Below are 20,376 nucleotides of genomic sequence, written 5' to 3' on the forward strand. Positions count from 1 at the left end.
CATTTGTCGCTAATTGTTGGCAATCAATGGATTCAGGCAAATTACATCGCAACAATCTAAACCTATTTATTCTAAGTATCATAAACTAGCTATCCAATTAGCCTAGGAAACAATCCTGTCAGCCCATGCGCGATAAACTCCACTGACATGGCTGCCAGAATTAGCCCCATCAGGCGCGTCACGATATTAATGCCTATGGTGCCGAGGTAGTGAGTGATGCCATCGGCCAATTGCAGCAGGCCCCAGATAAATAAAGCAATTAGCGCGACAGGCAGCACTAGGCTTAAATGCCCCCAAAAGCCCGGGTGTTGTTGTGCGGTAAGAATCATGCTGGAAATAGCCCCTGGCCCGGCCAGTAGCGGGATGCTGAGCGGCACAATGGCGATCACTTCACGCTCGGCCATGTCTTGTGCCTCTTCAGCAGTTTGGCGCGTCCCGCCTTGCTTGCCATGCATCATGGAGATCGAAATCAGTAGCAGCAGGATACCGCCGCCGACCTGGAATGAGGGAATGGTGATGCCGAAGAAGTCTAGAATGAGGTCACCAATAAAAGCGGAGACGCACAGCACGATCATGACAGTCATGGCGACCGTGCGTGCAGTGCGCGCCCGTTCTGCCTTGCTCCAGCCGCTGGTAGCACTGATAAAAATAGGCAGGCAACCGATGGGGTTAACGATGGCAATTAGGGCAATTGCTACTTTGAGCAGATAAGCGTATTCAGTCATGGCTAGGATCTTTTAAGCGTGGCATCAGCTTGCCTGAAAACAACAACGTTGGCAATTTAATGCCGCCGCACCTTAGGCTGGGCGTTTGTCGAAGAAGGTAATCGGCTGCGGTGGTGCAATCTGCAGGATATGTTTGCGCACTTTGCCCATGACATGCATTTCGCATGGTTTGCAGTCAAATTTGAGCGTATAGCGATCGTTGCCGCTGATAAGCGTCATTGGCTCCGCCGTGACAGTGCCTTGTACGCCAATCACGCCTTTAGCCTCTTTAGGGCACAAGCCATGGCTAAAGCGTAAACAGTGTTTGGTGATCATCACCGGCACTTCGTCCAGTTCTTCATTGGCTTCATAAGCGCTGGCGATCAGTTTGACACCGTGCTTGTGATAAAAGTCGCGTGCTTTCTGGTTGTAGACGTTGGCCAGGTAGCTCAGGCTATCTTGCGGGTAAATGGCTGATGGTTCGGCTGCAGCGCGTAGTGGCGGGCGCTCATAGCCCATGGTTCTGATTTCCAGCAATTGTTCAACAGCATCGCGGCGTAATTGATTGACCACAGAGGCAGGCAAGAACCAGAATTGAGTGAGCTCCAGGCTGATTTCTCTGGCAACAAAGTCGGTATTGCCTAGTTTGGCTAGATTCTCCCTGAGCGAGGCTTCGGCTTTTTGCGTGTCGTTAGCAAGCTGTTTCTCGGCATCGTATTGAGCCGTGGCGCTAAAGCCTTGTTCGTCATTCAGTGTGAGTGCAAAGCCATCTTTGGTTTCGTAAAACACGGCATCCAGTGCGATTTTGCGTGTGGCTGAGTCTTTTTCCAGCAGGCGCATAAACGCATGGTCGCGGTTGCGATACAGTTGCGTATTGTTGCGGATATCCGCTGGCATTTCGTTTGGAAACAGACGGTACGTGTATTTGTCCAGCGCCTGCACCGTGTTCACGCGCAAGCCGACCAACTCTTTATGCACATCAAAAAAGCAGACGCCGTCGCCATTGTGCAATGCAATGTCAGTGGCAACATCGATAAAATCCTTACCGACTTTGCGTACCGTACCCAATGTTTCTCCCGAGAATTTTGGAGTATCAAACGCACCAATATCCGCCTGGCGGCCATTGGCAAAATAATCGGTGGCACTACGGTTAAAGGTTTTTTCCGGCTGCGGCGTGAAGGTGTAAGTAGCGTGACCGGCGGAAGATTTAGCGTATTGCGGCATCTCTTCCAGAATCTCGTCCAGCAACTGGCGATAATGCGCCGTGGCATTTTTGACATAAGGCAGGTCTTTGTAGCGACCTTCAATCTTGAAGCTGCTTACTCCCGCTGCGATCAGGGCGCGCAGGTTGGCACTCTGGTCGTTATCTTTCATCGACAGATAATGTTTGTCTTTGCCGATGATGCGGCCTTTCTGGTCTTCCAGCGTATAAGGCAAGCGGCATTCCTGCGAGCATTCGCCGCGGTTGGCGCTACGCCCCGTATGCGCGTGGCTGATAAAGCACTGACCGCTAAACGCCACACATAGTGCGCCGTGGATAAAGTATTCCAGATTGGCAGTGGTCGCGTCTGCGATTTTTCTCACCGTGGCAATATCCAGCTCACGCGCCAGCACAATCTGGCTAAAACCTACCTGGTCCAGAAACTGCGCTTTTTCAACGGTGCGGATATCAGTTTGTGTACTGGCGTGTAGCTGGATCGGCGGTAAATCCAGTTCCAGCAAGCCCATGTCCTGCACGATCAGGGCGTCGACGCCGCTGTCATACAGTTGATGCACCAGCTGGCGTACGCCTTCAAGCTCGTTATCGTGAAAGATGGTATTCAGTGCGACAAACACTTCGGCATGAAATTTATGCGCATGTTGCACCAGGCGCGCAATGTCCTGCACCGTATTCGGCGCCTTGGCGCGCGCACCAAAGGCCGGGCCGCCGATATACACCGCATCGGCGCCGTGATTAATGGCTTCAATGCCGTAATCGGCATTTTTGGCCGGGGCGAGCAGTTCGAGATGTTTGCGGGTTTTTTGCATGGATTATGCATATAAATCAATAAGATGCGAACTATATCATAAAGCGGCGTTTGACAGGTAAAGGTTGAGGTGTTACCTTGGTAACACTTTTGTATGTGAAAGGCCTTGCAATGGCTACAACCAGTTTAAAGCTTTCGGACGAACTTAAAGAGCGCGTGGCGAAACTTGCAGAAGCGAGTGGCAAAAGTGCGCATGCATTCATGGTGGATGCGATTGCGACGGAGGCTCAGCGCATCGAAGAGGATCAAGCATTCTTGGCGCGTGCAGAAGCTTCGCTCAAACATTACAAAGAAACTGGTATTTCTTACGCTGCAGAGGATGTGCATGCTTACATCTATGCAAAGCTCAAGGGTGAACCACTGCCAGCGCTTATCCCGGTAAGAGATAAGAAATAATGGTTGCTAAAGCCACACTTGAATACTCGTTAGAGTCACAAAGTGACCTTCTCAGATTAAGTCTTTTTCTGTTTGAAAAAGATCCAGAAGCGGCCTTGGACGTATTTGAAATTATCAAAAGTGCGATAGCAATGCTTGCAGACCACCCGTTGGCCGGTCGCTTAGTCGGACTTGCATTGAGAGAGCTAGTGATTTCTCACGGAAGGACTGGATATGTGGCCAGCTACCATTACGACAGGCTGGAACATAAAGTACTCATTCTTGCGATCAAACACCAGCGGGAAAATGATTACCATTAGTCGCATGCACATGGTGTTACCTACTGCCGCTCAAGTCATGGAACTCAAAGCTCTTGAAAAATAATAGCCAGCCTTTATCAAATCAATTTCTTCTGTCTCGCTCCCTGCAAGCCGTCTGGCATCCTTGCACGCAAATGAAACACCACGAACGTTACCCGCTGGTGCCTATCGCCCGCGGCGAAGGTGCATGGCTGTTCGATAGCGAAGGCAAAGCTTATCTGGATGCGGTGAGTAGCTGGTGGGTGAATCTGTTTGGGCATAACCAGCCGGTGATTAAAGATGCGATCAAAGCGCAGCTTGATCAGTTGGAGCACGTGATGCTGGCCGGGTTTACACATGCGCCCGTCGTTGAGTTGTCAGAAAAACTTGCCGCGTTAACCGGCTTGGGCCACGCGTTTTATGGCTCAGACGGCGCCAGTGCTACCGAAATTGCACTGAAGATGAGTTTTCATTACTGGAGCAATATCGGGCAGCCGCAAAAAACCAAATTTATCAGCCTGCAAAACAGTTATCACGGCGAAACATTAGGGGCGCTTAGTGTCACTGATGTAGCGATTTTTAAAGATACCTATGCGCCATTGATTCTACAATCGGCGCAAATGCCGAGTCCGGATAGTCGTTTGGCTGAATCAGGTGAATCAGACGAGGCTTACGCTTTACGTTGTGCTGAAGCGCTTGAAGCCTATGTCGCTGAGCATCATGCCGAATTAGCCGCGTTTATTATTGAGCCGCTGGTACAAGGTGCTGCGGGCATGGCAATGTATCACCCGGTGTATTTGCAGCGGGCGCGTGAAATTTGCAGCCGTTACCAGGTGCATATCATTGCTGATGAAATCGCCGTCGGTTTTGGCCGTACCGGTACCTTGTTTGCGTGTGAGCAAGCGGGTGAACGCGTGAGTGATATTGCGGATTTTATCTGCCTTTCAAAAGGTATTACCGGCGGTTATTTGCCGCTGTCGGTGGTGCTGACGACCGATAAGGTTTATCAGGCCTTTTATCATGACCAGACAGTAAAAGGTTTTTTGCATAGTCATAGCTACACCGGCAATCCCTTGGCGTGTGCTGCCGCATTGGCAACCTTGAAACTGTTTGAAACGCGTGATGTACTTGGTGATAACCAGCACACTGCGCAGCAATTATGGTCGGCGGCCACAGGATATGATTTGCCGCTGGGGCATGTGCGGCAACGCGGCATGATTACTGCATTTGAAGTGGATACCCGGAACCAGCAATTTGCCCGTGACTGCTATGCCACTGCCTTGAAGCATGGCTTGCTGTTAAGGCCGATAGGCAACACGGTGTACTGGATGCCGCCCTATTGTCTGACCGCAGCCGATATTGCGCATCTGGTACAAACAACGCGAGCCGCCATCGTGGAGAGCTTGTAATGCGCTGGCTGCTGATATTGTGTGGTTGCTGGGTGACCGTGGCCCACGCTGTGTTACCAACCAACTTGCAAGAGGCGTTAAACAAAGCACAATTGCCTGCTGATAGCGTGGCAGTCGTGGTGCAGCCTGTGGATGGCGGCGGGCCTATCATCAGCCATAATGCCGCCAAAGCCATGAATCCGGCCAGCGTGATGAAGCTGGTCACCACATATGCAGCACTTGAAGCACTCACGCCCGCTTACCGCTGGAAAACAGAGGTTTATCGCAATGGCACACTGAATCAGGGCGTGCTCGATGGTGATTTAATCATCAAGGGCTATGGCGACCCCGCATTGAATATCACTGAGTTTTGGCGCCTGTTGCAACAAGTGCAGCAGCAAGGCATCCGTCAGGTCAAAGGCAATCTCATTCTGGACTTGTCCGTGTATGCGCCAGAAGTCAGCCAGCGGCCCGTGCTGGACGACGAGCCCTGGCGTGCCTATAACGCTAATCCGAGCGCCTTGTTGCTCAATGGCCGCAATACCAGTTTCCGTTTTGCGGTCTCTAGTCAGGCCAATAAGCCAGTGGTACAAATCTCGCAAGAATTCGAGTTACCGCAAATCCGTGTGATTAATACCATGCAGACTCGCAAAGGGGCGTGTAACGATTGGCGTGGCGACTTGCATTACAGCATCACGCCGCAAGCGGATGGCGTGACGGTGGCGTTTAGTGGTACCTTGCCTGACCAGTGCGATGAGCGCTACCTGGAGCTAAGCGTGCTTAGCGACACGCAATATGTATTTTTCAGCTTTAAAAAATTGTGGGCGCAATTGGGTGGGCAGTTCAACGGCCAGTTAGTGCTGGCGCCAGCGACGGACGCCAATACACTGGTGACGACCTGGTTATCTCCACCTTTGGATAGCGTGGTGCGCGATATCAATAAGTGGAGCAATAATGTGATGGCGCGCCAGTTGCTGCTGACCATCGGGCAAGAGGCTGGATTTACTCCAGCAGATGAGGCAGGTGCGGCATTGGCGCTTAAACAGGTCTTGCGTCAGCGTGGCTTGCAGTTCCCTGAGCTGGTGCTGGAAAATGGTTCCGGCTTATCGCGCAATGAGCGTATCAGTGCGGAACATTTGGCACAGTTGCTCGTCACAGCCTACCAGCGCCCGCTGATGCCGGTACTTATGGCATCTATGCCCATACTCGGCATGGACGGCACTACCAAAAAGCGCTTGGCAGAGGGGAGTAGCAAAGGCATGGCTTACCTCAAAACTGGCTCGCTGGAGGGGGTGAGCAGCATTGCGGGGTATGTGCAGGATATGGCTGGTAAACGTTATGTGCTGGTGGTGATTGCCAATCACGCGCGTGCTTCTGCAGTACGCGCGGTGCAGGATGCCTTGCTTAAACAATTGATTGAAGGCCGTTAGCCTGTGTCTGATAATTTGTGGTTAAAAACGCGTAAAATAATGGTCGTTTTCTGGGAGTAAATAAGTGAAATCTGCAATCAAACTAATCGGTCTCAGCGTATTGCTGCTGGCCATGACAGGTTGCCAAGCGCAATCTAACTCGTCAAATACGAAGGAATCTGCACAAATGTCTGCCAATGTGACTGAATTACAAAAAATTGATACGGTGGTCGGTTCAGGTCGCGAAGCTGAAGTCGGCTTTAACGTCACCGTGCATTACACCGGCTGGCTGTATGACGCCAGCAAAGAAGACCACAAAGGCCAAAAGTTCGACAGCAGCCTGGACCGTAATTCGCCATTCAATTTCTTTTTAGGTGGCAGCCAGGTCATCGAGGGTTGGGATGTCGGTGTGCAAGGCATGAAAGTGGGAGGCAAGCGTACGCTGATTATTCCTTCTGACATGGGTTATGGCGCACGTGGTGCAGGTGGCGTGATTCCACCGAATGCGGCCTTGGTGTTTGATGTTGAACTGCTGGGCGTGAAATAAAAATAATTCTGTTTATCGCAACAACTTGGTGGGCATGGTGGGCAGCAATACTTTGTGTGGCTTGTGTCTATGGTGCATCGCCCCCAAGTAGAGAATGTTGGCGATAGATAAACACTCAATGATTGGAAAGTCATAATGCAAGTCCAAGTGAAATGGATAGATGGTGTCAGTTTTGTCGGTGAATCCGAAACGGGTCATGCAGTGGTATTAGACGGCGCGCCTGAAAATGGCGGCCGCAATATTGGCATGCGCCCAATGGAAATGTTGCTGATAGGCATGGGCGCGTGTACTTCGTTTGATGTGGTGACCATATTGAAAAAATCCCGTCAGCCGATTGTCGATTGTGTAGCCGAGATTCAGGCGGAACGTGCTGACACGGTGCCTAAGGTGTTCACCAAAATTCACGTGCATTTTGTGGTGACCGGTGAAGGCTTGAATGAGTCACAGGTGGAGCGTGCAGTGAAACTATCTGCTGAGAAGTATTGCTCTGCCAGCATCATGCTGCAAAAGGCGTGTGAGATTACGCACGGTTATGAAATCAAAGCGCCAAGTTTTGAGTAACGGAGTCGCATGAGCATTCCTAAAGGCATGGTAGGCATCCGCCATGTGGCCTTGTTTATCAAAGAGCTTGAGTCTGCGATTGATTTTTATACGCGGATTGTCGGTATGCACATTGAGTGGCAGCCTGATCCAGACAATATTTATTTAAGCAATCATGGCGATGTGTTTGCCTTGCATCGCGTAGATTACAAAGCAGACCCATTGCAGCGACTGGATCATATCGGCTTTGTGCTGACAGATGCGCAGGCCGTGGATGACTGGTATACGCACATGGTCGCCCATGGGGTGCGGATTACCGAGGCGCCAAAAAGTCATCGCGATGGTTCGCGCGGATTTTATTGCCTGGACAGTGTGGGGCATTTGCTGGAGTTTATTTACCACCCGCCTATTACACGCCATTTGCAAAGTGCATGATGTCTGGTGTGTCGGCACATTGACCTTGCCAGATAGTAAAAAAGCCTCCAACGATTGGAGGCTTTTTTATGGCTGCTTGTGCGGGCTTATTCGGTCACAAGCTTGATTGAAAGCGTTTGCTCTTTATCCAGTACATTGAGCAGGCGATCAATATTCGGGTGTTTGCCCGGGTGGTCTTCGGCGTCCTCGGTGTGCTCGGCGTAAAGCGCCAGGCCTTCTACCGCTGCATCGGTATTGATCTCACCAAACACCTTGAACAGGTGATGATAGACCTTGATGGAGCCCTGGGTGCCTGGCTTGTTTTCAAGCACACCAACTGGCTGATTGTTTTCATCATACAGTTCAATGCGTTTCACGTGCTCGGCATTGTCCAGTGTGAGGAGGTTGTCACTAAATTTTTGCATGGTTGACTCTAGGTTACTACAAATCTTACAAGTGATACGCCGTGCGGGTCATCACTTTTGAGGCCAAGCGCATCGCTAGCTTGACCGGGGCAGGTAAGGCGGCACCGCCCAATTGTTCGGCTGTTTGCGCGTGGTGCTCTTCGTCTTCTTTCATCTGAGCGACAATGGCGCGCGAAGCATGATCTTGTGCGGGCAGTTCCTGCAAATGGCTCTGCAAATGTGTTGAGACCTGATGTTCAGTTTCTGCCAAAAAGCCCAGGTTCCATTTGTCGCCCAGCAGGCCTGCTGTGACGCCCAGGCCAAAGCTGGCGCCAAACCACAGAGGATTCAACAGGCTCTTGCGGCCACCCAATTCCTGCATGCGCTGTTCACACCAGGCCAAATGGTCGACTTCATCCCGTGAGGCTTGTTTCAAGGCTTCCACATTGGCTTGGTCACGCGATACCAGTGCCTGGCCGCTATACAGTGCTTGTGCACAGACTTCACCGACATGATTGATGCGCATCAGTGCTGCCGCATGTTTGCGTTCACTCTCCGTGAGTGTCGAGTCAGCGCCGATGTCGGCCGCCGGATAAGGCCGACTGGCAATGGCCGGGCTAAACACCGTGCGCAGGCCCATATCCAGCACATTGATGGCTTTATCCAAGCTTAGTGGAGGTAGGCTCAATGGTGGTAAAGTCAACATGTACGCTTCCTTAGAGTGGCGTCTGCTTACCGAGCTTGGGCTGGTAAGCAGAACAGGCATCATGGTTTCGCTGTGCTTACTTTAGCAGGTTCTTGCGACTTCTGAACTGGCAAGCCTTTTAACAAGTTCATGGCTTGCGTGAACTGGAAGTCATCTTTGCTGGCTGGTTCAATCGGGCCGCGTGTTTCAGCATGCTTCTCTTCTTTCAGCTTTTCAGCGGCTGCACGAGATTTTGCTTCATCCGCTGCTTTGCTGTCCACATTGCCTTTGGCATCGGTCGGGTTAGACAGGTGACGTTTCAGGTCGGCTTCATGCAAGCTCAGGCTTGGATCAGAACCGTCATCTACCGTGATATCCGGCACAATGCCCTTGGCCTGAATCGAACGGCCGTTAGGGGTAAAGTAACGTGCTGTCGTCAGTTTGATGGCGCTGCCGTTATTCATCGGCAGAATGGTTTGTACTGAACCCTTACCAAAGCTCTGGATACCCATGATGGTGGCGCGCTTATGGTCTTGCAAGGCACCGGCCACAATTTCAGATGCAGAAGCAGAACCGGCGTTAATCAGCACCACGATAGGCACAGACTTGAACTCTTCAGGCAAGTCTTTCAGGTAATCTGATTTGCCGCGACGCGCATAATCCATAGGCGTTGCATTCAGGCGCATTTTGGAATCGACTACACGTCCTTCTGTGTACACCACCAGGTCATCTTTAGGTAAAAATGCGGCCGATACACCAACGGCTGCATCCAGCAAACCACCAGGGTTGTTACGCAGGTCGAGTACCAGGCCTTTCAGTGGCGTTTTGTTTTCAGTCTGCAAGCTTTTCAACGCTTTGGCCAGGTCTTCACCGGTGCGTTCCTGAAACTGTGTGATGCGGACATAGCCATAGCCTTGTTCAATCCATTTGTTTTTCACGCTTTGTGATTTGATGATGGCGCGGGTCAAGGTGAAAGTGAGTGGTTTGTCCTCGCCTTTGCGAATCACCGTCAACACGATTTTGGTATCCGGTGTGCCGCGCATGCGTTTCACTGCATCGTTAAGTGTCAGGCCACGCACCTGGGTGTCATCCAGTTTCATGATCAGGTCACCAGACTTCAGGCCTGCTTTGTAAGCAGGGCTGTCTTCAATCGGTGTCACTACTTTGACCAGGCCGTCTTCCATGGCAACTTCAATGCCCAGGCCGCCAAACTCACCTTGTGTGCCTGCCTGCAGTTCTTTGTAAGCATCGGCATCCATAAACGTAGAGTGCGGGTCCAGGCCTTGCAACATGCCGGACAATGCCTCGTTGATCAGTTTCTTGTCTTCTACCGGTTCAACGTAGTCAGATTTAACTTTAGCGAACACTTCGGCAAATACACGCAACTCATCGATAGGCAGTTGCGACACGGAGGTTCTGTCTGCCCAGGCGGAAATGTTGATACTCACCAGGATACCTACAAACACGCCTGCACCCAGCAAGCTGAATTTTTCTAATTTGGAACGCATACCATGCCTTGTGTGATCAATTAAGCGAAGAATATTACTTTAATAAGAGTCAAGTTGCATCTGTTGATGACAGCCTGTTTGCAGAGAGTGGACAGAACGCTGTTAAGTTCATTTTCCGCTATTTCAATAAAATTGACTATACTCTTCACGCAAATAAATGTTTAGAGTGAAATATGCAAAAGCCTATCGTAGAAATTGAGTTTTGTACACAGTGCCGTTGGTTGTTGCGCGCCGCCTGGCTGGCGCAGGAGTTGTTGACGACGTTTGATACCGATTTAAAATCGGTGAGCCTGGTGCCGGGGACCGGCGGTGTTCTTGAAGTGCGTTGTGATGGCGCCGTGATTTTTTCACGCAAAGAAGCCGGGCGTTTTCCCGAGGCCAAAGAACTGAAGCAATTAATCCGCGACCTTATCGATCCAGAGCGCTCGCTGGGGCATAGTGATACGCCAGTGAAAGGTGCTGGCGAGTAAAGGTAGTGAGTAAACGCGTGCTGTGCAGAGAGGCGTTATTTTGACGCTTCTACTTCCATGCGCTTGGCGCCGTTGTAGCGAGTGCTCCAGTAGCGTTCGTCCATGTTTTCAATACGCACTTTGGCGCCCGCTCTCGGGGCGTGAATAAACTGATTGTTGCCGACGTAGATGCCGACATGCGAAAACGCTGATTTCAATGTGTTGAAAAATACCAGGTCGCCGGGCTGTAATTCTTCGCGTTTGACGGTATTGCCCATTTCGCTAATGGTGCGTGCCGAGGGCGGCAGGGAAATCTGGGCAGCGTGTTTAAATACATATTGCACGAAGCCACTGCAATCAAAGCCGGTTTCCGGGCTGCGGCCGCCATATTTATAGTCAACGCCAGTCAGGCTCAGGGCGCGAATCATGATTTCTTCCACTTTTTCTGACCAGGAACCCGCAATGCCGGACTGGCTTTCCATCACTTGCTCTTGTGAGTAGCTGTAAGCGTTTTGCCAGCGCTTATCATCGCCGGGCGCGGCGACACTTTTGCATTGGCATAACAGCATGCTGACCAGTAAAGCAGCCAGCCGAATAAATGATTTATTCATCACAATCAAGGGCTTGGATAAGAGGATTTTTGGTGACACAGAAGTGACTACGGCCTAAACCTTGCCATACTTTAACAGCATGCGCAAGTTTTTTAGCCTTTTTGCTGCTGTTGTGGCTGCTTTTAATCGATGTAATTCTTGAAAAATGCTTGTCTGATTTATTCTGGCTCGTGGGATAATTAGCGTATGTCTTTACAGCAACAGGTCAGTTCCGCGTTTTTAGAGAATGGGTGTTTGGCGCAAGCCATGCCTGATTTCCGCAGCCGTCCGCAACAGCAGGAAATGGCACAAGCGATTGCTGAAGCCATTGAACAGCAGCAGCAATTGGTGGCCGAGGCGGGCACCGGTACCGGTAAAACGTATGCTTACCTGGTACCTGCCTTATTGTCTGGCGGTAAGGTGATTATTTCTACCGGCACCAAAACCCTGCAAGACCAATTGTATCAACGCGACCTGCCCGCAGTGCGCGAAGCACTTAAAGTGCCAGTGACGGTGGCCATGCTTAAAGGCCGCGCCAACTATATCTGCCACTACCATTTGCAACGCGCCAGCCAGGAAGGCCGCTTTCAGTCGCGCGAAGATGCGCAATACATTCCCATCTTGCAAAGCTTTGCCGAGAACAGCACAAGTGGCGATAAAGCTGAACTGGTTGAAGTCCCTGAACAGGCGACCGTCTGGCAGCAGGTCACCTCTACGCGCGATAATTGCGTGGGTCAGGATTGCCAGTTTTACAAACAATGTTTTGTGATGGAGGCGCGCAAGCAAGCTCTCGCCGCCGATGTGGTGGTGGTCAATCACCACCTGTTTTTTGCCGATGTCATGTTGCGTGATGAAGGCGTCGCCGAGTTATTGCCTAGCGCCAATACCGTGGTGTTTGACGAAGCGCACCAATTGCCGGAAGTCGCCGGCCTGTTTTTTGGTGAAGATATTTCCACCTCACAATTGATGGACCTGGCGCGTGATAGCCAGATGGCCTACCTGACGCTGGCCAAAGACTGCGTGCCGCTGAGTGAGGCTGTGCCGCCACTGGAGAAAGCCTGCCGTGATTTCAGGTTGGTATTCCAGTTTGAAGGTGCGCGCATGCCGGTGCAGAAAGCGCAATCATTAAAGAACTTTGATGATGCTTACCAACGGTTGCTGGAAACGTTGAGCACCCTGACCGCAGTGCTCGAAACACAAGCAGGGCGAGATCCTTTGCTCGAAAAATGCTGGCAACGTGGCGAGGCGCTGTTGGCCTTGCTTGAGGCCTGGTTAAAAGGTAATCATGCCAATCTGGTACGCTGGGTCGAAGTATTCAGCCAAAGTGTGCAATTACACGCGACGCCACTCAGTGTGGCCGATGGTTTTGGCAAGCAACTCAATGCGCAGCCGCGCGCCTGGATTTTTACTTCCGCGACGCTGGCGGTGAAAAGTGACTTTACCCACTACCAAGGCCAGATGGGCTTGCTGGCGGCACAGACCAAACATTGGCAAAGCCCGTTTGATTATGGCCAGCAGGCCTTGCTCTACGTGCCCTCCGGCATGCCTGAGCCCAACAGCAGCGCGTACACGGCGGCAGTCGCGGCCATGAGTTTGCCAGTATTGCAAGCCAGCCGCGGTCGTGCCTTTGTGTTGTGCACCTCGCTCAAAGCCATGCGCGAAGTGCATGCGCTGCTTAAGCAGGCATTTGAAGAGCAAGGCATGGACTATCCGCTGCTTATGCAAGGCGAGAGTAACCGCACCGAATTGCTGGATAGATTCCGCGCCCACGGCAACGCCGTGCTGGTCGGCTCGCAAAGTTTCTGGGAAGGTGTGGATGTGCGTGGTGAAGCCTTGTCATGCGTCATTATCGACAAGTTGCCATTTGCGCCGCCAGACGACCCGGTGCTTTCTGCGCGCATCGAAAAAATGAACGCCGAAGGCAAAAATGCTTTTATGGACTATCAATTGCCTTATGCCGTGATCACGCTCAAGCAAGGTGCCGGGCGCCTGATTCGCGATGAGCAGGATTTCGGTGTGCTGATGATTTGCGATCCGCGCCTGGTCGATAAACCTTATGGGCGCCGTATCTGGCAAAGCCTGCCACCCTTCAGGCGCACCCGCGTGCAGCAAGAAGTGGATGACTTTTTTACTTACATCAATAACGCCCTGCAAGCATGATCACGATCGCCGCCCACGAGTACACACTCAGCGCCATACGTGCACAAGGGGCGGGTGGTCAAAACGTCAATAAAGTCTCTTCAGCCATCCATCTGCGCTTTGATATTCACAGCTCTAGCCTGAGTGAAGTGATTAAAGCACGGTTGTTGCATAGCACAGACCAACGCATCACGGCGGAAGGTGTGCTGGTGATCAAAGCCCAGCAATACCGTACGCAAGAGGCCAATAAACGGGATGCGATTGCACGGTTGCATGAGGTTGTACGTGCGGCTAGCCATGTGCATGCGGTGCGCTATGCGACACGGCCGACGCTGGCATCGAAGAAACGGCGGGTAGCGGGGAAGATGCAACGTGGGGTGGTGAAGCAGGGGCGGGGTAGGGTTGTTGGGGATGATTGATAATAAGGTCATTCTTTCTACGCTTATTGGTAAGGCTGCTTTTCGCCTTGTTGGCGAGTTACTTTTCTTTGCTTGCACAAAGAACAAGTAACCAAAAGAAATGCACCCCAGCTTCCACTTGATTCCTGTGCTACTCGGTTTGTCGGGCGGCCATCGAAACTCGCCCTGGCTGCTTGCACAAAACGCAAGCCACTGCGGAGCTCAAACAGCCGATGGCCGACTACCCCCGCCAACCCTGCGTTGCTCGGCGCGGCAGATGGAGACCCCGAACACCAACTGAGCGCAACCATTCTTGGTGGTTATCGGCAAAGCTGAAGAATTATGCTTCCGTTAAATTTTCACTAATGGTCGTTTGGCGAGATCAATCCCATTCATCACGCTGAGTAGCGGAGACAAAATAAGGAAGAAGGGAGCGACTGTTTGAGCACCGCGGCGGCTTGCGCAGTGTGCAAGCTGCTAGGGCGAGTTTCGTGACCGCTTATTTTGTTGAGCAACGCAAGGAAGCCGCAGGCCGTGATGGCTGGGTGCCCTCCTCTTTGGTTACTTTCTGAGGGGCAAGCATCAGAAAGTGACTCGCCTAGAGGCGAAAGAAAAAAGCCACCCAAACTGCCTAAGCGTTAAGGTGGCTTTCTAGTGCCATGAAGGAACTCAGTGCGAGTTCATTTCTGCGTATTACGATCTGTAATCCGCATTAATCTTCACATAATCATAAGAAAAGTCGCAGGTCCACACCGTGGCATCAGTATCGCCACGATTCAACACCACGCGCACCAGAATATCGCTTTCCTTCATCACGGCTGCGCCTTGTTCTTCAGCATAACTCGCTGCACGACCGCCTTTTTCGGCGACCAATACATCACCCAGATATAGCTGCATGGTGTTCACGTCCAGGTCATCAATGCCCGCGTAGCCAATTGCGGCCAAGATGCGGCCCAGGTTTGGGTCTGAGGCGAAAAATGCGGTTTTAATCAGCGGCGAGTGGGCGATGGCGTAAGCGACTTTGCGGCATTCTTCTTCATTTTTACCCGCTTCAACCTGGATAGTCATAAACTTGGTGGCGCCTTCACCGTCGCGCACAATGGCTTGTGCCAGTTCTGTTGCGACTTCGGTCAGCGCATCACGCAAGGTTACAAAATCAGCGCTTTGCTCGTTGATGACTGCGTTGCCTGCCTGGCCGGTGGCCATCAGAATCAGGCTGTCGTTGGTGCTGGTATCGCCATCGACCGTGATGCAGTTAAATGATTTATTCACGGCGTGCTGGATGATGCTGTCGAGCGCGGCCTGGCTGATGGCGGCATCGGTGGCGATATACCCCAGCATGGTGGCCATATTGGGGTGGATCATGCCGGAACCTTTGCTGATACCAGTAATTGTGACTGGTTTGCCGTCAATGATTAATTGACGTGAAGTACCTTTGGCCACAATGTCGGTGGTCATAATCGCTTCTGCGGCATTCAGCCAGTTGTTTTCTTGCAAGTTGTCGACAGCCGGGGCGATGCCTGCCAGCAGTCTTTCCATTGGCAGGGTTTCCAGAATCACGCCAGTGGAGAAGGGCAATACTTGTTCTGGGCTGATGTTGAGTGCTTGTGCGACGCCGATACAGCTGGCGCGGGCATCGTCAAGGCCTTGCTGGCCGGTGCCTGCGTTGGCACAGCCGGTATTCACCAACAGCGCGCGGATGCCTTTGTTATGCTGCAAATGCTGTTTGCAGACCGTCACGGGCGCCGCACAAAAGCGGTTAAGCGTAAACACGCCAGAGACACTGCTGCCCTCAGGCACAGTGATGACCAGCACATCTTTGCGGTTGGGTTTGCGAATATGCGCCTGGGCAAAACCCAGTTGTACGCCTTTGACGGGCAATAACGTTTCGGCAGCAGGGGCAGACAGTTTGACGGGCATTCGATTTCTCACATGGATTTAGTTTTTAAGCAGCTTGATATTTTACAAGAGAATTGTGACGGAAAACGTTTTCAGTTGGGGTGATAAGCACACATGTAGGTAGCACGGTTTTAAATTACTGCTAGTGCTGTGGTAACCTTTAATTGTTAAAACTTAACAGGTAAGCAAGTTTTGACGGTCGATTAATCTTAATAAAAATGGAAGAAAAATGAGAAGAGTAGTTTCGATAGTATTGATGCTTGGGCTTGTCGGGTGTGCGACAGTACAAAAGCCCGTTGCTTTGGATAATCATTTCTGGGAGAACCGTAAACCGGTGATTGGACTGGCGAAAACAACAGTACCAAAACCGGATGCATTTATGACGGGTAATATGGGTTTGCTGGATATAGCTATTAATCGTGGTAACGCAAAGTCGCTGGTGACGCATCTGGAAAAGCTTGATACATCCAAGGTGCAAGCAATGGATAGCGAATTTGTGGCGCAATTGCAGGCTAGAGGATTTCAGGTTAAAAAGATTGATCAGACGATCGATTTACAAAAGATGCAGAAGTTTTCCGGTAAGTCTGAGACTGTTCAATATGCGGAGTACGACTTCCGTAGCTTGAAATCGAATGATGTTGATTATGTGTTGCTGTTGGCCGTCGAACGGGTTGGTACGATTAGAAACTATTATGGATTTATGCCTACCGGTGCCCCAATGGCTGATTTCAAGTACAAGGGTTTTTTGGTTGATTTAAATACAAACGAACTCAAGTGGTACGTGGATGATGTGAGCAACATGCCTATTTCTGAGCCTTGGGATCAAGCGCCCGGCTTTCAGAATGTCACTACCGCTGTGAGTACCAATGTGGATCGAGGGATTGATAGTCTTGGTAACGCCTTTTTTGGCGGTAATTTGAAGTAATTAAGGCGCTGCTTGACTAATGATTTGTGATTTAGGGATTGAAATGAGTTGAGCAGCATCGTGTGCAAACATTCGGCCAGCAATCCGGTCGGATGTTTCCACCAACGGAAATAAATTGTTTTTGGTTGTTTTACCGGAATGCGTGTCAATAAAAGAAACTTCTCTGGCAATGGATTCCGGCCCGGTTTTCCAAGTTTTGTCCAGAAAGTCTTGGGTGAACATGTCAACAGATGCTTGTACGCCATCTCTGATGGATTGCTTCAGGCGCTCACCATCGTTTTGCGTCCAACTTGTTTTTAACAGGCTTTTGTCCTGGCTGATGACCTGATGAGAGATGTATTTGATCTCGGATAAATAGAACGGATTGACTTTATCTTTCATCCATAAGCGGGGGCTGGTTTCAAAGCAAAGCGATTGAAGCTTGCTATCAAAGTAGATGCGGTTTTCGAAGGTTAGGATGTAGTTTTGTTTGATTCTGACAAGTAATCCTGCCTGATTGAGTGTATTTCTGGACTCTACACTTTCAAACTCGAATTGCGCAAGTGTAAGTCGTTCCGATAACGTGCGTTTTAACGCTAAACTAAACTCCTGACTAATGTCTATTGTTTGCAGTATTGCGCTGAGCTCTGCAGTAAACCTGGCTGTTGCGTCATTTTCTTTTGAGTTTTGACTGTTGATGATGCTGGTTGCAATCAGCGCTCCGACCAAGGATGAGATGGGGTCCGCGCCTGGGACCTGGGGTGTCGTAATATATGCCGCGTTGTGGCGCGATACAGGAAAAATGCTGAATTTACTTGTATGCGTCATGACATGTAACGTATCGACTTTTTCTAAAAACGCCGGAATGTCCATCGCAATCGAATGCTGATAACTTATTTCTTCAGCATTGATTGTGGTTGTCAGTGCGATGAGCAATAACGCTATGTGTTTTGGAAAGCGCATATTGAGGCCTTTCAATTATGCACGGCGCCAAGTAGTACCTTGCGCAGAGTCTTCCAATACGATGCCTGCATCGGCCAGCTCTTTGCGGATACGGTCAGCTTCAGCGTAATTTTTGGCTGTTTTGGCAGCAATGCGCGCTGCGATCAGGCTTTCGACGTCGAGCGTGCCGTCGCTTTCGCCTTGCATAAAGCTTTCCGGGTCACGTTGCAACAGGCCGATAATCGCAGCCAATTGTTTCAATAATGCGGCAGTAGCGGCGGATTTGTCTTTGTTTAAATCGTTGGCGAGTTCAAATAAGACGGCGATGGCTTCTGGTGTATTGAAGTCGTCGTCCATGGCGGCCTTGAATTTGGCGGCCTGTGGCTGATCCCAGTTGATGGCGCTGTCAGCAGCGTCTATGCCACGCAATGCGGTATACAGGCGCGTCAAAGAGGCTTTGGCGTCGTCCAGGTGTTTGTCGGAGTAGTTGAGCGGGCTGCGGTAATGTGCGCGCAGAATGAAGAAGCGCACGACTTCCGGGTCATATTTTTCCAGCACTTCACGGATGGTGAAGAAGTTGCCCAGGGATTTGGACATTTTTTCGTCATCAACGCGGATAAAGCCGTTGTGCATCCAGTAGTTGGCCATGGTGCAGCCATGGGTGGCTTCGGATTGGGCGATTTCGTTTTCGTGGTGCGGGAACTGCAAGTCCTGGCCGCCGCCATGGATGTCAAAGTGCGCACCAAGGTGTGCCGCGCTCATGACTGAGCATTCAATATGCCAGCCCGGGCGGCCATTCCCCCAGGGCGATTCCCAGTAAGGTTCGCCCGGCTTCACCGATTTCCATAATACGAAGTCCAGCGGATCTTGCTTGAAGGTGTCGACATCGACGCGTTCGCCTGCGCGCAGGTCCTCCAGTGATTTGCCGGACAGTTTGCCGTAGTCGTTGAAACTACGCACTTTGTAAAACACATCGCCATTGCTGGCCTGGTAGGCAAAGCCTTTTTCTATGAGCTGGCTAATCATGTCCAGCATGCCTTGCACGTGCTCGGTGGCGCGTGGCTCAATGTCGGGGCGGATAATGCCGAGTTTGGCCGAGTCTTCATCCATTGCGGTAATAAAACGCTGCGTCAGGCTTTGGATGCTTTCGTTGTTTTCATTGGCACGTTTGATGATTTTGTCGTCAATATCGGTGATATTGCGTACGTAAGTCACTTTATAGCCGCTGGTGCGAAACCAGCGTGCCACCATGTCAAACACCACCATGACGCGTGCGTGGCCCAGATGGCAAAAGTCATATACGGTCATGCCGCAGACGTACATGCTGACGGTTTTTTCTGTGATGGGCTGGAAGACTTGCTTGCTGCGGGAAAGGGTGTTGTGTAGTTTTAACATGCTAACGAAATGTAAAAAGGATTAATGCGTGATAAAATTAGCAGAAATATTGTAGTGTTTAATTTATGTTAACACGTGTGGTGCTTTTTGTTTTTGCGTCGGCGAGGGTTGCCATTGCTTGATTGTTTGTTGTCAGGTAAACCACGCAGGACACAAATTGGTGCTGAATCATCGTGTAATAATCACCTAAATACGCACTGTCTCTTGTACAATCCAAGTATAACATACTGCTAAAAATCAACGATTGCTCAGGTAATAAACTCATGAACGCAACATTAAAAAAATCTTTGCTGGTGTTGGCTGTCCTTTTAAGCCAGGTCGCCTTGTCTCATTCTACTTTTGCGGGCCAAACCAATGTGGAACTACGTGAGATCAACCAGTTGTCCGAGCAGGGCAACCAGGCGGCCGCTTTGGAGCGTGTGAATAATTATCTGTCTGCCAACCCTAAAAACGCTGAAGCCATGTTTATGCGTGGCGTGATTCTGGTAGAACTGGGTAAGCGCGATGAGGCGATCAAGTCATTTACCGAACTCACTGAAAAATACCCTAACCTGCCTGAGCCTTATAACAATCTGGCCGTGCTGTATGCGGATCAAGGTCAGTATGATAAAGCCAGAAAAGCGCTGGAATCTGCGATCAAAACGCATCCTAGCTACGCCACTGCGCATGAGAATCTGGGCGATATTTATGCACGTTTGGCATCAGAAGCTTATGACAAGGCGCTAAAGCTTGATACTTCCAATAGCCGTGCGCAAAGCAAGCTGGCCATGATTACCGATTTGTTCGGTGGCAAGCGTACTGTGGCACGTACTACAGCGACTGTGCCGCCTGCGCCAGCAGCCACTACGCCTGCGGTGACCCCGCCGCCAGTCAATACTGCGGTAGTGAATCCGCCTTCAGCAGCGCAGCCATCGACACCGCCAACGGTTACACCGCCTGTGGTCGCTGAGACCAAAAAACCAGCGGTGGTTGAATCCAAGCCTGTGGAAGCAAAGCCAGCCACTGATCACCAGGAACGTGTCGTGCTGGATGCTGTGAATGCCTGGGCAGATGCGTGGGCAGCACAAAATGTAGACAAGTATCTGGATAGCTACGCCAAAGACTTTAAAACACCAGCAGGCGAATCACGCAAGCAGTGGGAGTCTACCCGTCGTGATCGCGTCAGCCGCCCAAGCAAGATTTCAGTCAAGCTGAGTAATCTGGCAGTTAAAATCGAGAGTGACAGTGCAGCCAAAGTGACCTTCCGTCAGGCCTATAAAGCCACTGGCCTGGATGCAAACTCGAACAAAACACTGAATCTGGTGAAAGAGGGCGGTCGCTGGTTAATTCAGCAAGAGCGCGTCGGTAAGTTCTAAAGTTG

General features: G+C 50.9%; 21 protein-coding genes. 12 read left to right on the top strand and 9 right to left on the bottom strand.

The genetic code is table 11. The annotated features are described in order from the left end of the window. Positions 1-89: 89 nt before the first annotated feature. Both OH31_RS10160 and OH31_RS10165 read right to left on the bottom strand, forming a co-directional pair. Positions 90-725, bottom strand: coding sequence for a YchE family NAAT transporter (locus tag OH31_RS10160; protein ID WP_024930634.1), 636 nt, complete (start codon positions 723-725; stop codon positions 90-92). A 72-nt stretch (positions 726-797) separates the two neighbouring features. Next, on the bottom strand, positions 798-2,732 hold the full coding sequence (locus tag OH31_RS10165; RefSeq protein WP_024930635.1) for a U32 family peptidase: 1,935 nt from the start codon (positions 2,730-2,732) through the stop codon (positions 798-800). 110 nt (positions 2,733-2,842) lie between these two features. Here OH31_RS10165 and OH31_RS10170 point away from each other — a divergent pair, with 110 nt between their 5' ends. The 7 genes from OH31_RS10170 to OH31_RS10205 all read left to right on the top strand — a co-directional run bounded on the left by OH31_RS10170 (position 2,843) and on the right by OH31_RS10205 (position 7,724). Then, entirely contained in the window at positions 2,843-3,127 is a 285-nt protein-coding gene (locus OH31_RS10170) for a CopG family ribbon-helix-helix protein (protein WP_024930636.1), read from the top strand. Continuing rightward, positions 3,127-3,426 carry a type II toxin-antitoxin system RelE/ParE family toxin gene (locus OH31_RS10175; protein ID WP_019883388.1) on the top strand — a complete coding sequence of 100 codons (300 nt, stop codon included), beginning with the start codon at positions 3,127-3,129 and terminating at the stop codon, positions 3,424-3,426. Before OH31_RS10170 ends, OH31_RS10175 begins: the two co-directional genes overlap by 1 nt. Before the next feature lie 134 nt (positions 3,427-3,560). Then, a complete protein-coding gene (gene bioA, locus OH31_RS10180; RefSeq protein WP_024930637.1) occupies positions 3,561-4,814 on the top strand; it encodes an adenosylmethionine--8-amino-7-oxononanoate transaminase in 1,254 nt (417 codons plus the stop codon). Beyond that, positions 4,814-6,223, top strand: coding sequence for a D-alanyl-D-alanine carboxypeptidase/D-alanyl-D-alanine-endopeptidase (gene dacB / locus OH31_RS10185; protein WP_024930638.1), 1,410 nt, complete (start codon positions 4,814-4,816; stop codon positions 6,221-6,223). Before bioA ends, dacB begins: the two co-directional genes overlap by 1 nt. Before the next feature lie 112 nt (positions 6,224-6,335). Continuing rightward, complete coding sequence (locus OH31_RS10195) at positions 6,336-6,749, top strand: FKBP-type peptidyl-prolyl cis-trans isomerase (RefSeq protein WP_198289772.1); 414 nt, start codon at positions 6,336-6,338, stop codon at positions 6,747-6,749. 135 nt (positions 6,750-6,884) lie between these two features. Further along, the gene (locus OH31_RS10200; RefSeq protein WP_019883384.1) at positions 6,885-7,310 is read left to right on the top strand and encodes an OsmC family protein; all 426 of its coding nucleotides are present in this window, start codon (positions 6,885-6,887) and stop codon (positions 7,308-7,310) included. A 9-nt stretch (positions 7,311-7,319) separates the two neighbouring features. Then, a complete protein-coding gene (locus OH31_RS10205) occupies positions 7,320-7,724 on the top strand; it encodes a VOC family protein (protein WP_024930639.1) in 405 nt (134 codons plus the stop codon). An 86-nt stretch (positions 7,725-7,810) separates the two neighbouring features. Here OH31_RS10205 and OH31_RS10210 read toward each other — a convergent pair whose 3' ends face one another. From OH31_RS10210 to OH31_RS10220, 3 genes are read right to left on the bottom strand one after another with little or no spacing between them, the layout of a single operon-like run. Continuing rightward, positions 7,811-8,128, bottom strand: coding sequence for a DUF2322 family protein (locus tag OH31_RS10210; protein ID WP_024930640.1), 318 nt, complete (start codon positions 8,126-8,128; stop codon positions 7,811-7,813). Positions 8,129-8,153: 25 nt separating this feature from the next. Then, the gene (gene coq7 / locus OH31_RS10215) at positions 8,154-8,813 is read right to left on the bottom strand and encodes a 2-polyprenyl-3-methyl-6-methoxy-1,4-benzoquinone monooxygenase (protein WP_024930641.1); all 660 of its coding nucleotides are present in this window, start codon (positions 8,811-8,813) and stop codon (positions 8,154-8,156) included. 59 nt (positions 8,814-8,872) lie between these two features. After that, positions 8,873-10,300, bottom strand: a complete 1,428-nt coding sequence (locus OH31_RS10220) for a S41 family peptidase (protein ID WP_019883378.1) — start codon at positions 10,298-10,300, stop codon at positions 8,873-8,875. A gap of 173 nt (positions 10,301-10,473) precedes the next feature. On the opposite strand from OH31_RS10220, the gene OH31_RS10225 reads away from it, so the two are divergent. Beyond that, on the top strand, positions 10,474-10,770 hold the full coding sequence (locus OH31_RS10225) for a SelT/SelW/SelH family protein (RefSeq protein WP_024930642.1): 297 nt from the start codon (positions 10,474-10,476) through the stop codon (positions 10,768-10,770). Between the two features lie 35 nt (positions 10,771-10,805). On the opposite strand, the gene OH31_RS10230 is transcribed toward OH31_RS10225, so the two are convergent. Beyond that, positions 10,806-11,360, bottom strand: a complete 555-nt coding sequence (locus OH31_RS10230; RefSeq protein WP_024930643.1) for a C40 family peptidase — start codon at positions 11,358-11,360, stop codon at positions 10,806-10,808. 186 nt (positions 11,361-11,546) lie between these two features. Here OH31_RS10230 and OH31_RS10235 point away from each other — a divergent pair, with 186 nt between their 5' ends. Continuing rightward, positions 11,547-13,499 carry an ATP-dependent DNA helicase gene (locus OH31_RS10235; protein WP_024930644.1) on the top strand — a complete coding sequence of 651 codons (1,953 nt, stop codon included), beginning with the start codon at positions 11,547-11,549 and terminating at the stop codon, positions 13,497-13,499. Continuing rightward, the gene (gene arfB / locus OH31_RS10240) at positions 13,496-13,897 is read left to right on the top strand and encodes an alternative ribosome rescue aminoacyl-tRNA hydrolase ArfB (protein WP_024930645.1); all 402 of its coding nucleotides are present in this window, start codon (positions 13,496-13,498) and stop codon (positions 13,895-13,897) included. The genes OH31_RS10235 and arfB overlap by 4 nt, the downstream gene beginning before the upstream one ends. A 672-nt stretch (positions 13,898-14,569) precedes the next feature. Here the strand turns inward: arfB and argJ are convergent. Beyond that, positions 14,570-15,796, bottom strand: coding sequence for a bifunctional glutamate N-acetyltransferase/amino-acid acetyltransferase ArgJ (argJ, locus tag OH31_RS10250; RefSeq protein WP_024930646.1), 1,227 nt, complete (start codon positions 15,794-15,796; stop codon positions 14,570-14,572). A 208-nt stretch (positions 15,797-16,004) separates the two neighbouring features. On the opposite strand from argJ, the gene OH31_RS14425 reads away from it, so the two are divergent. After that, complete coding sequence (locus tag OH31_RS14425) at positions 16,005-16,700, top strand: hypothetical protein (protein ID WP_024930647.1); 696 nt, start codon at positions 16,005-16,007, stop codon at positions 16,698-16,700. Here OH31_RS14425 and OH31_RS10260 read toward each other — a convergent pair whose 3' ends face one another. Together OH31_RS10260 and cysS are read right to left on the bottom strand one after the other, a co-directional pair. Continuing rightward, positions 16,701-17,642, bottom strand: coding sequence for a hypothetical protein (locus OH31_RS10260; RefSeq protein WP_148296205.1), 942 nt, complete (start codon positions 17,640-17,642; stop codon positions 16,701-16,703). Positions 17,643-17,657: 15 nt separating this feature from the next. Next, positions 17,658-19,016 (bottom strand): cysteine--tRNA ligase, encoded by a 1,359-nt coding sequence (gene cysS / locus OH31_RS10265; protein WP_024930649.1) that lies wholly within the window; start codon positions 19,014-19,016, stop codon positions 17,658-17,660. Positions 19,017-19,279: 263 nt separating this feature from the next. Here cysS and OH31_RS10270 point away from each other — a divergent pair, with 263 nt between their 5' ends. Further along, positions 19,280-20,371 (top strand): tetratricopeptide repeat protein, encoded by a 1,092-nt coding sequence (locus OH31_RS10270; RefSeq protein WP_024930650.1) that lies wholly within the window; start codon positions 19,280-19,282, stop codon positions 20,369-20,371. The last annotated feature ends 5 nt before the right edge of the window (positions 20,372-20,376 follow it).

It is taken from the genome of Methylophilus sp. OH31 (genome assembly GCF_000576615.1).
Classification (GTDB): domain Bacteria; phylum Pseudomonadota; class Gammaproteobacteria; order Burkholderiales; family Methylophilaceae; genus Methylophilus.

Bases quoted from the DNA above. Each gene is read 5' to 3' on its own strand.
- OH31_RS10160 (WP_024930634.1), bottom strand. From the start codon at position 725: ATGACTGAATACGCTTATCTGCTCAAAGTAGCAATTGCCCTAATTGCC.
- OH31_RS10165 (WP_024930635.1), bottom strand. From the start codon at position 2,732: ATGCAAAAAACCCGCAAACATCTCGAACTGCTCGCCCCGGCCAAAAAT.
- OH31_RS10170 (WP_024930636.1), top strand. From the start codon at position 2,843: ATGGCTACAACCAGTTTAAAGCTTTCGGACGAACTTAAAGAGCGCGTG.
- OH31_RS10175 (WP_019883388.1), top strand. From the start codon at position 3,127: ATGGTTGCTAAAGCCACACTTGAATACTCGTTAGAGTCACAAAGTGAC.
- bioA (WP_024930637.1), top strand. From the start codon at position 3,561: ATGAAACACCACGAACGTTACCCGCTGGTGCCTATCGCCCGCGGCGAA.
- dacB (WP_024930638.1), top strand. From the start codon at position 4,814: ATGCGCTGGCTGCTGATATTGTGTGGTTGCTGGGTGACCGTGGCCCAC.
- OH31_RS10195 (WP_198289772.1), top strand. From the start codon at position 6,336: ATGACAGGTTGCCAAGCGCAATCTAACTCGTCAAATACGAAGGAATCT.
- OH31_RS10200 (WP_019883384.1), top strand. From the start codon at position 6,885: ATGCAAGTCCAAGTGAAATGGATAGATGGTGTCAGTTTTGTCGGTGAA.
- OH31_RS10205 (WP_024930639.1), top strand. From the start codon at position 7,320: ATGAGCATTCCTAAAGGCATGGTAGGCATCCGCCATGTGGCCTTGTTT.
- OH31_RS10210 (WP_024930640.1), bottom strand. From the start codon at position 8,128: ATGCAAAAATTTAGTGACAACCTCCTCACACTGGACAATGCCGAGCAC.
- coq7 (WP_024930641.1), bottom strand. From the start codon at position 8,813: ATGTTGACTTTACCACCATTGAGCCTACCTCCACTAAGCTTGGATAAA.
- OH31_RS10220 (WP_019883378.1), bottom strand. From the start codon at position 10,300: ATGCGTTCCAAATTAGAAAAATTCAGCTTGCTGGGTGCAGGCGTGTTT.
- OH31_RS10225 (WP_024930642.1), top strand. From the start codon at position 10,474: ATGCAAAAGCCTATCGTAGAAATTGAGTTTTGTACACAGTGCCGTTGG.
- OH31_RS10230 (WP_024930643.1), bottom strand. From the start codon at position 11,360: ATGAATAAATCATTTATTCGGCTGGCTGCTTTACTGGTCAGCATGCTG.
- OH31_RS10235 (WP_024930644.1), top strand. From the start codon at position 11,547: ATGTCTTTACAGCAACAGGTCAGTTCCGCGTTTTTAGAGAATGGGTGT.
- arfB (WP_024930645.1), top strand. From the start codon at position 13,496: ATGATCACGATCGCCGCCCACGAGTACACACTCAGCGCCATACGTGCA.
- argJ (WP_024930646.1), bottom strand. From the start codon at position 15,796: ATGCCCGTCAAACTGTCTGCCCCTGCTGCCGAAACGTTATTGCCCGTC.
- OH31_RS14425 (WP_024930647.1), top strand. From the start codon at position 16,005: ATGAGAAGAGTAGTTTCGATAGTATTGATGCTTGGGCTTGTCGGGTGT.
- OH31_RS10260 (WP_148296205.1), bottom strand. From the start codon at position 17,642: ATGCGCTTTCCAAAACACATAGCGTTATTGCTCATCGCACTGACAACC.
- cysS (WP_024930649.1), bottom strand. From the start codon at position 19,016: ATGTTAAAACTACACAACACCCTTTCCCGCAGCAAGCAAGTCTTCCAG.
- OH31_RS10270 (WP_024930650.1), top strand. From the start codon at position 19,280: ATGAACGCAACATTAAAAAAATCTTTGCTGGTGTTGGCTGTCCTTTTA.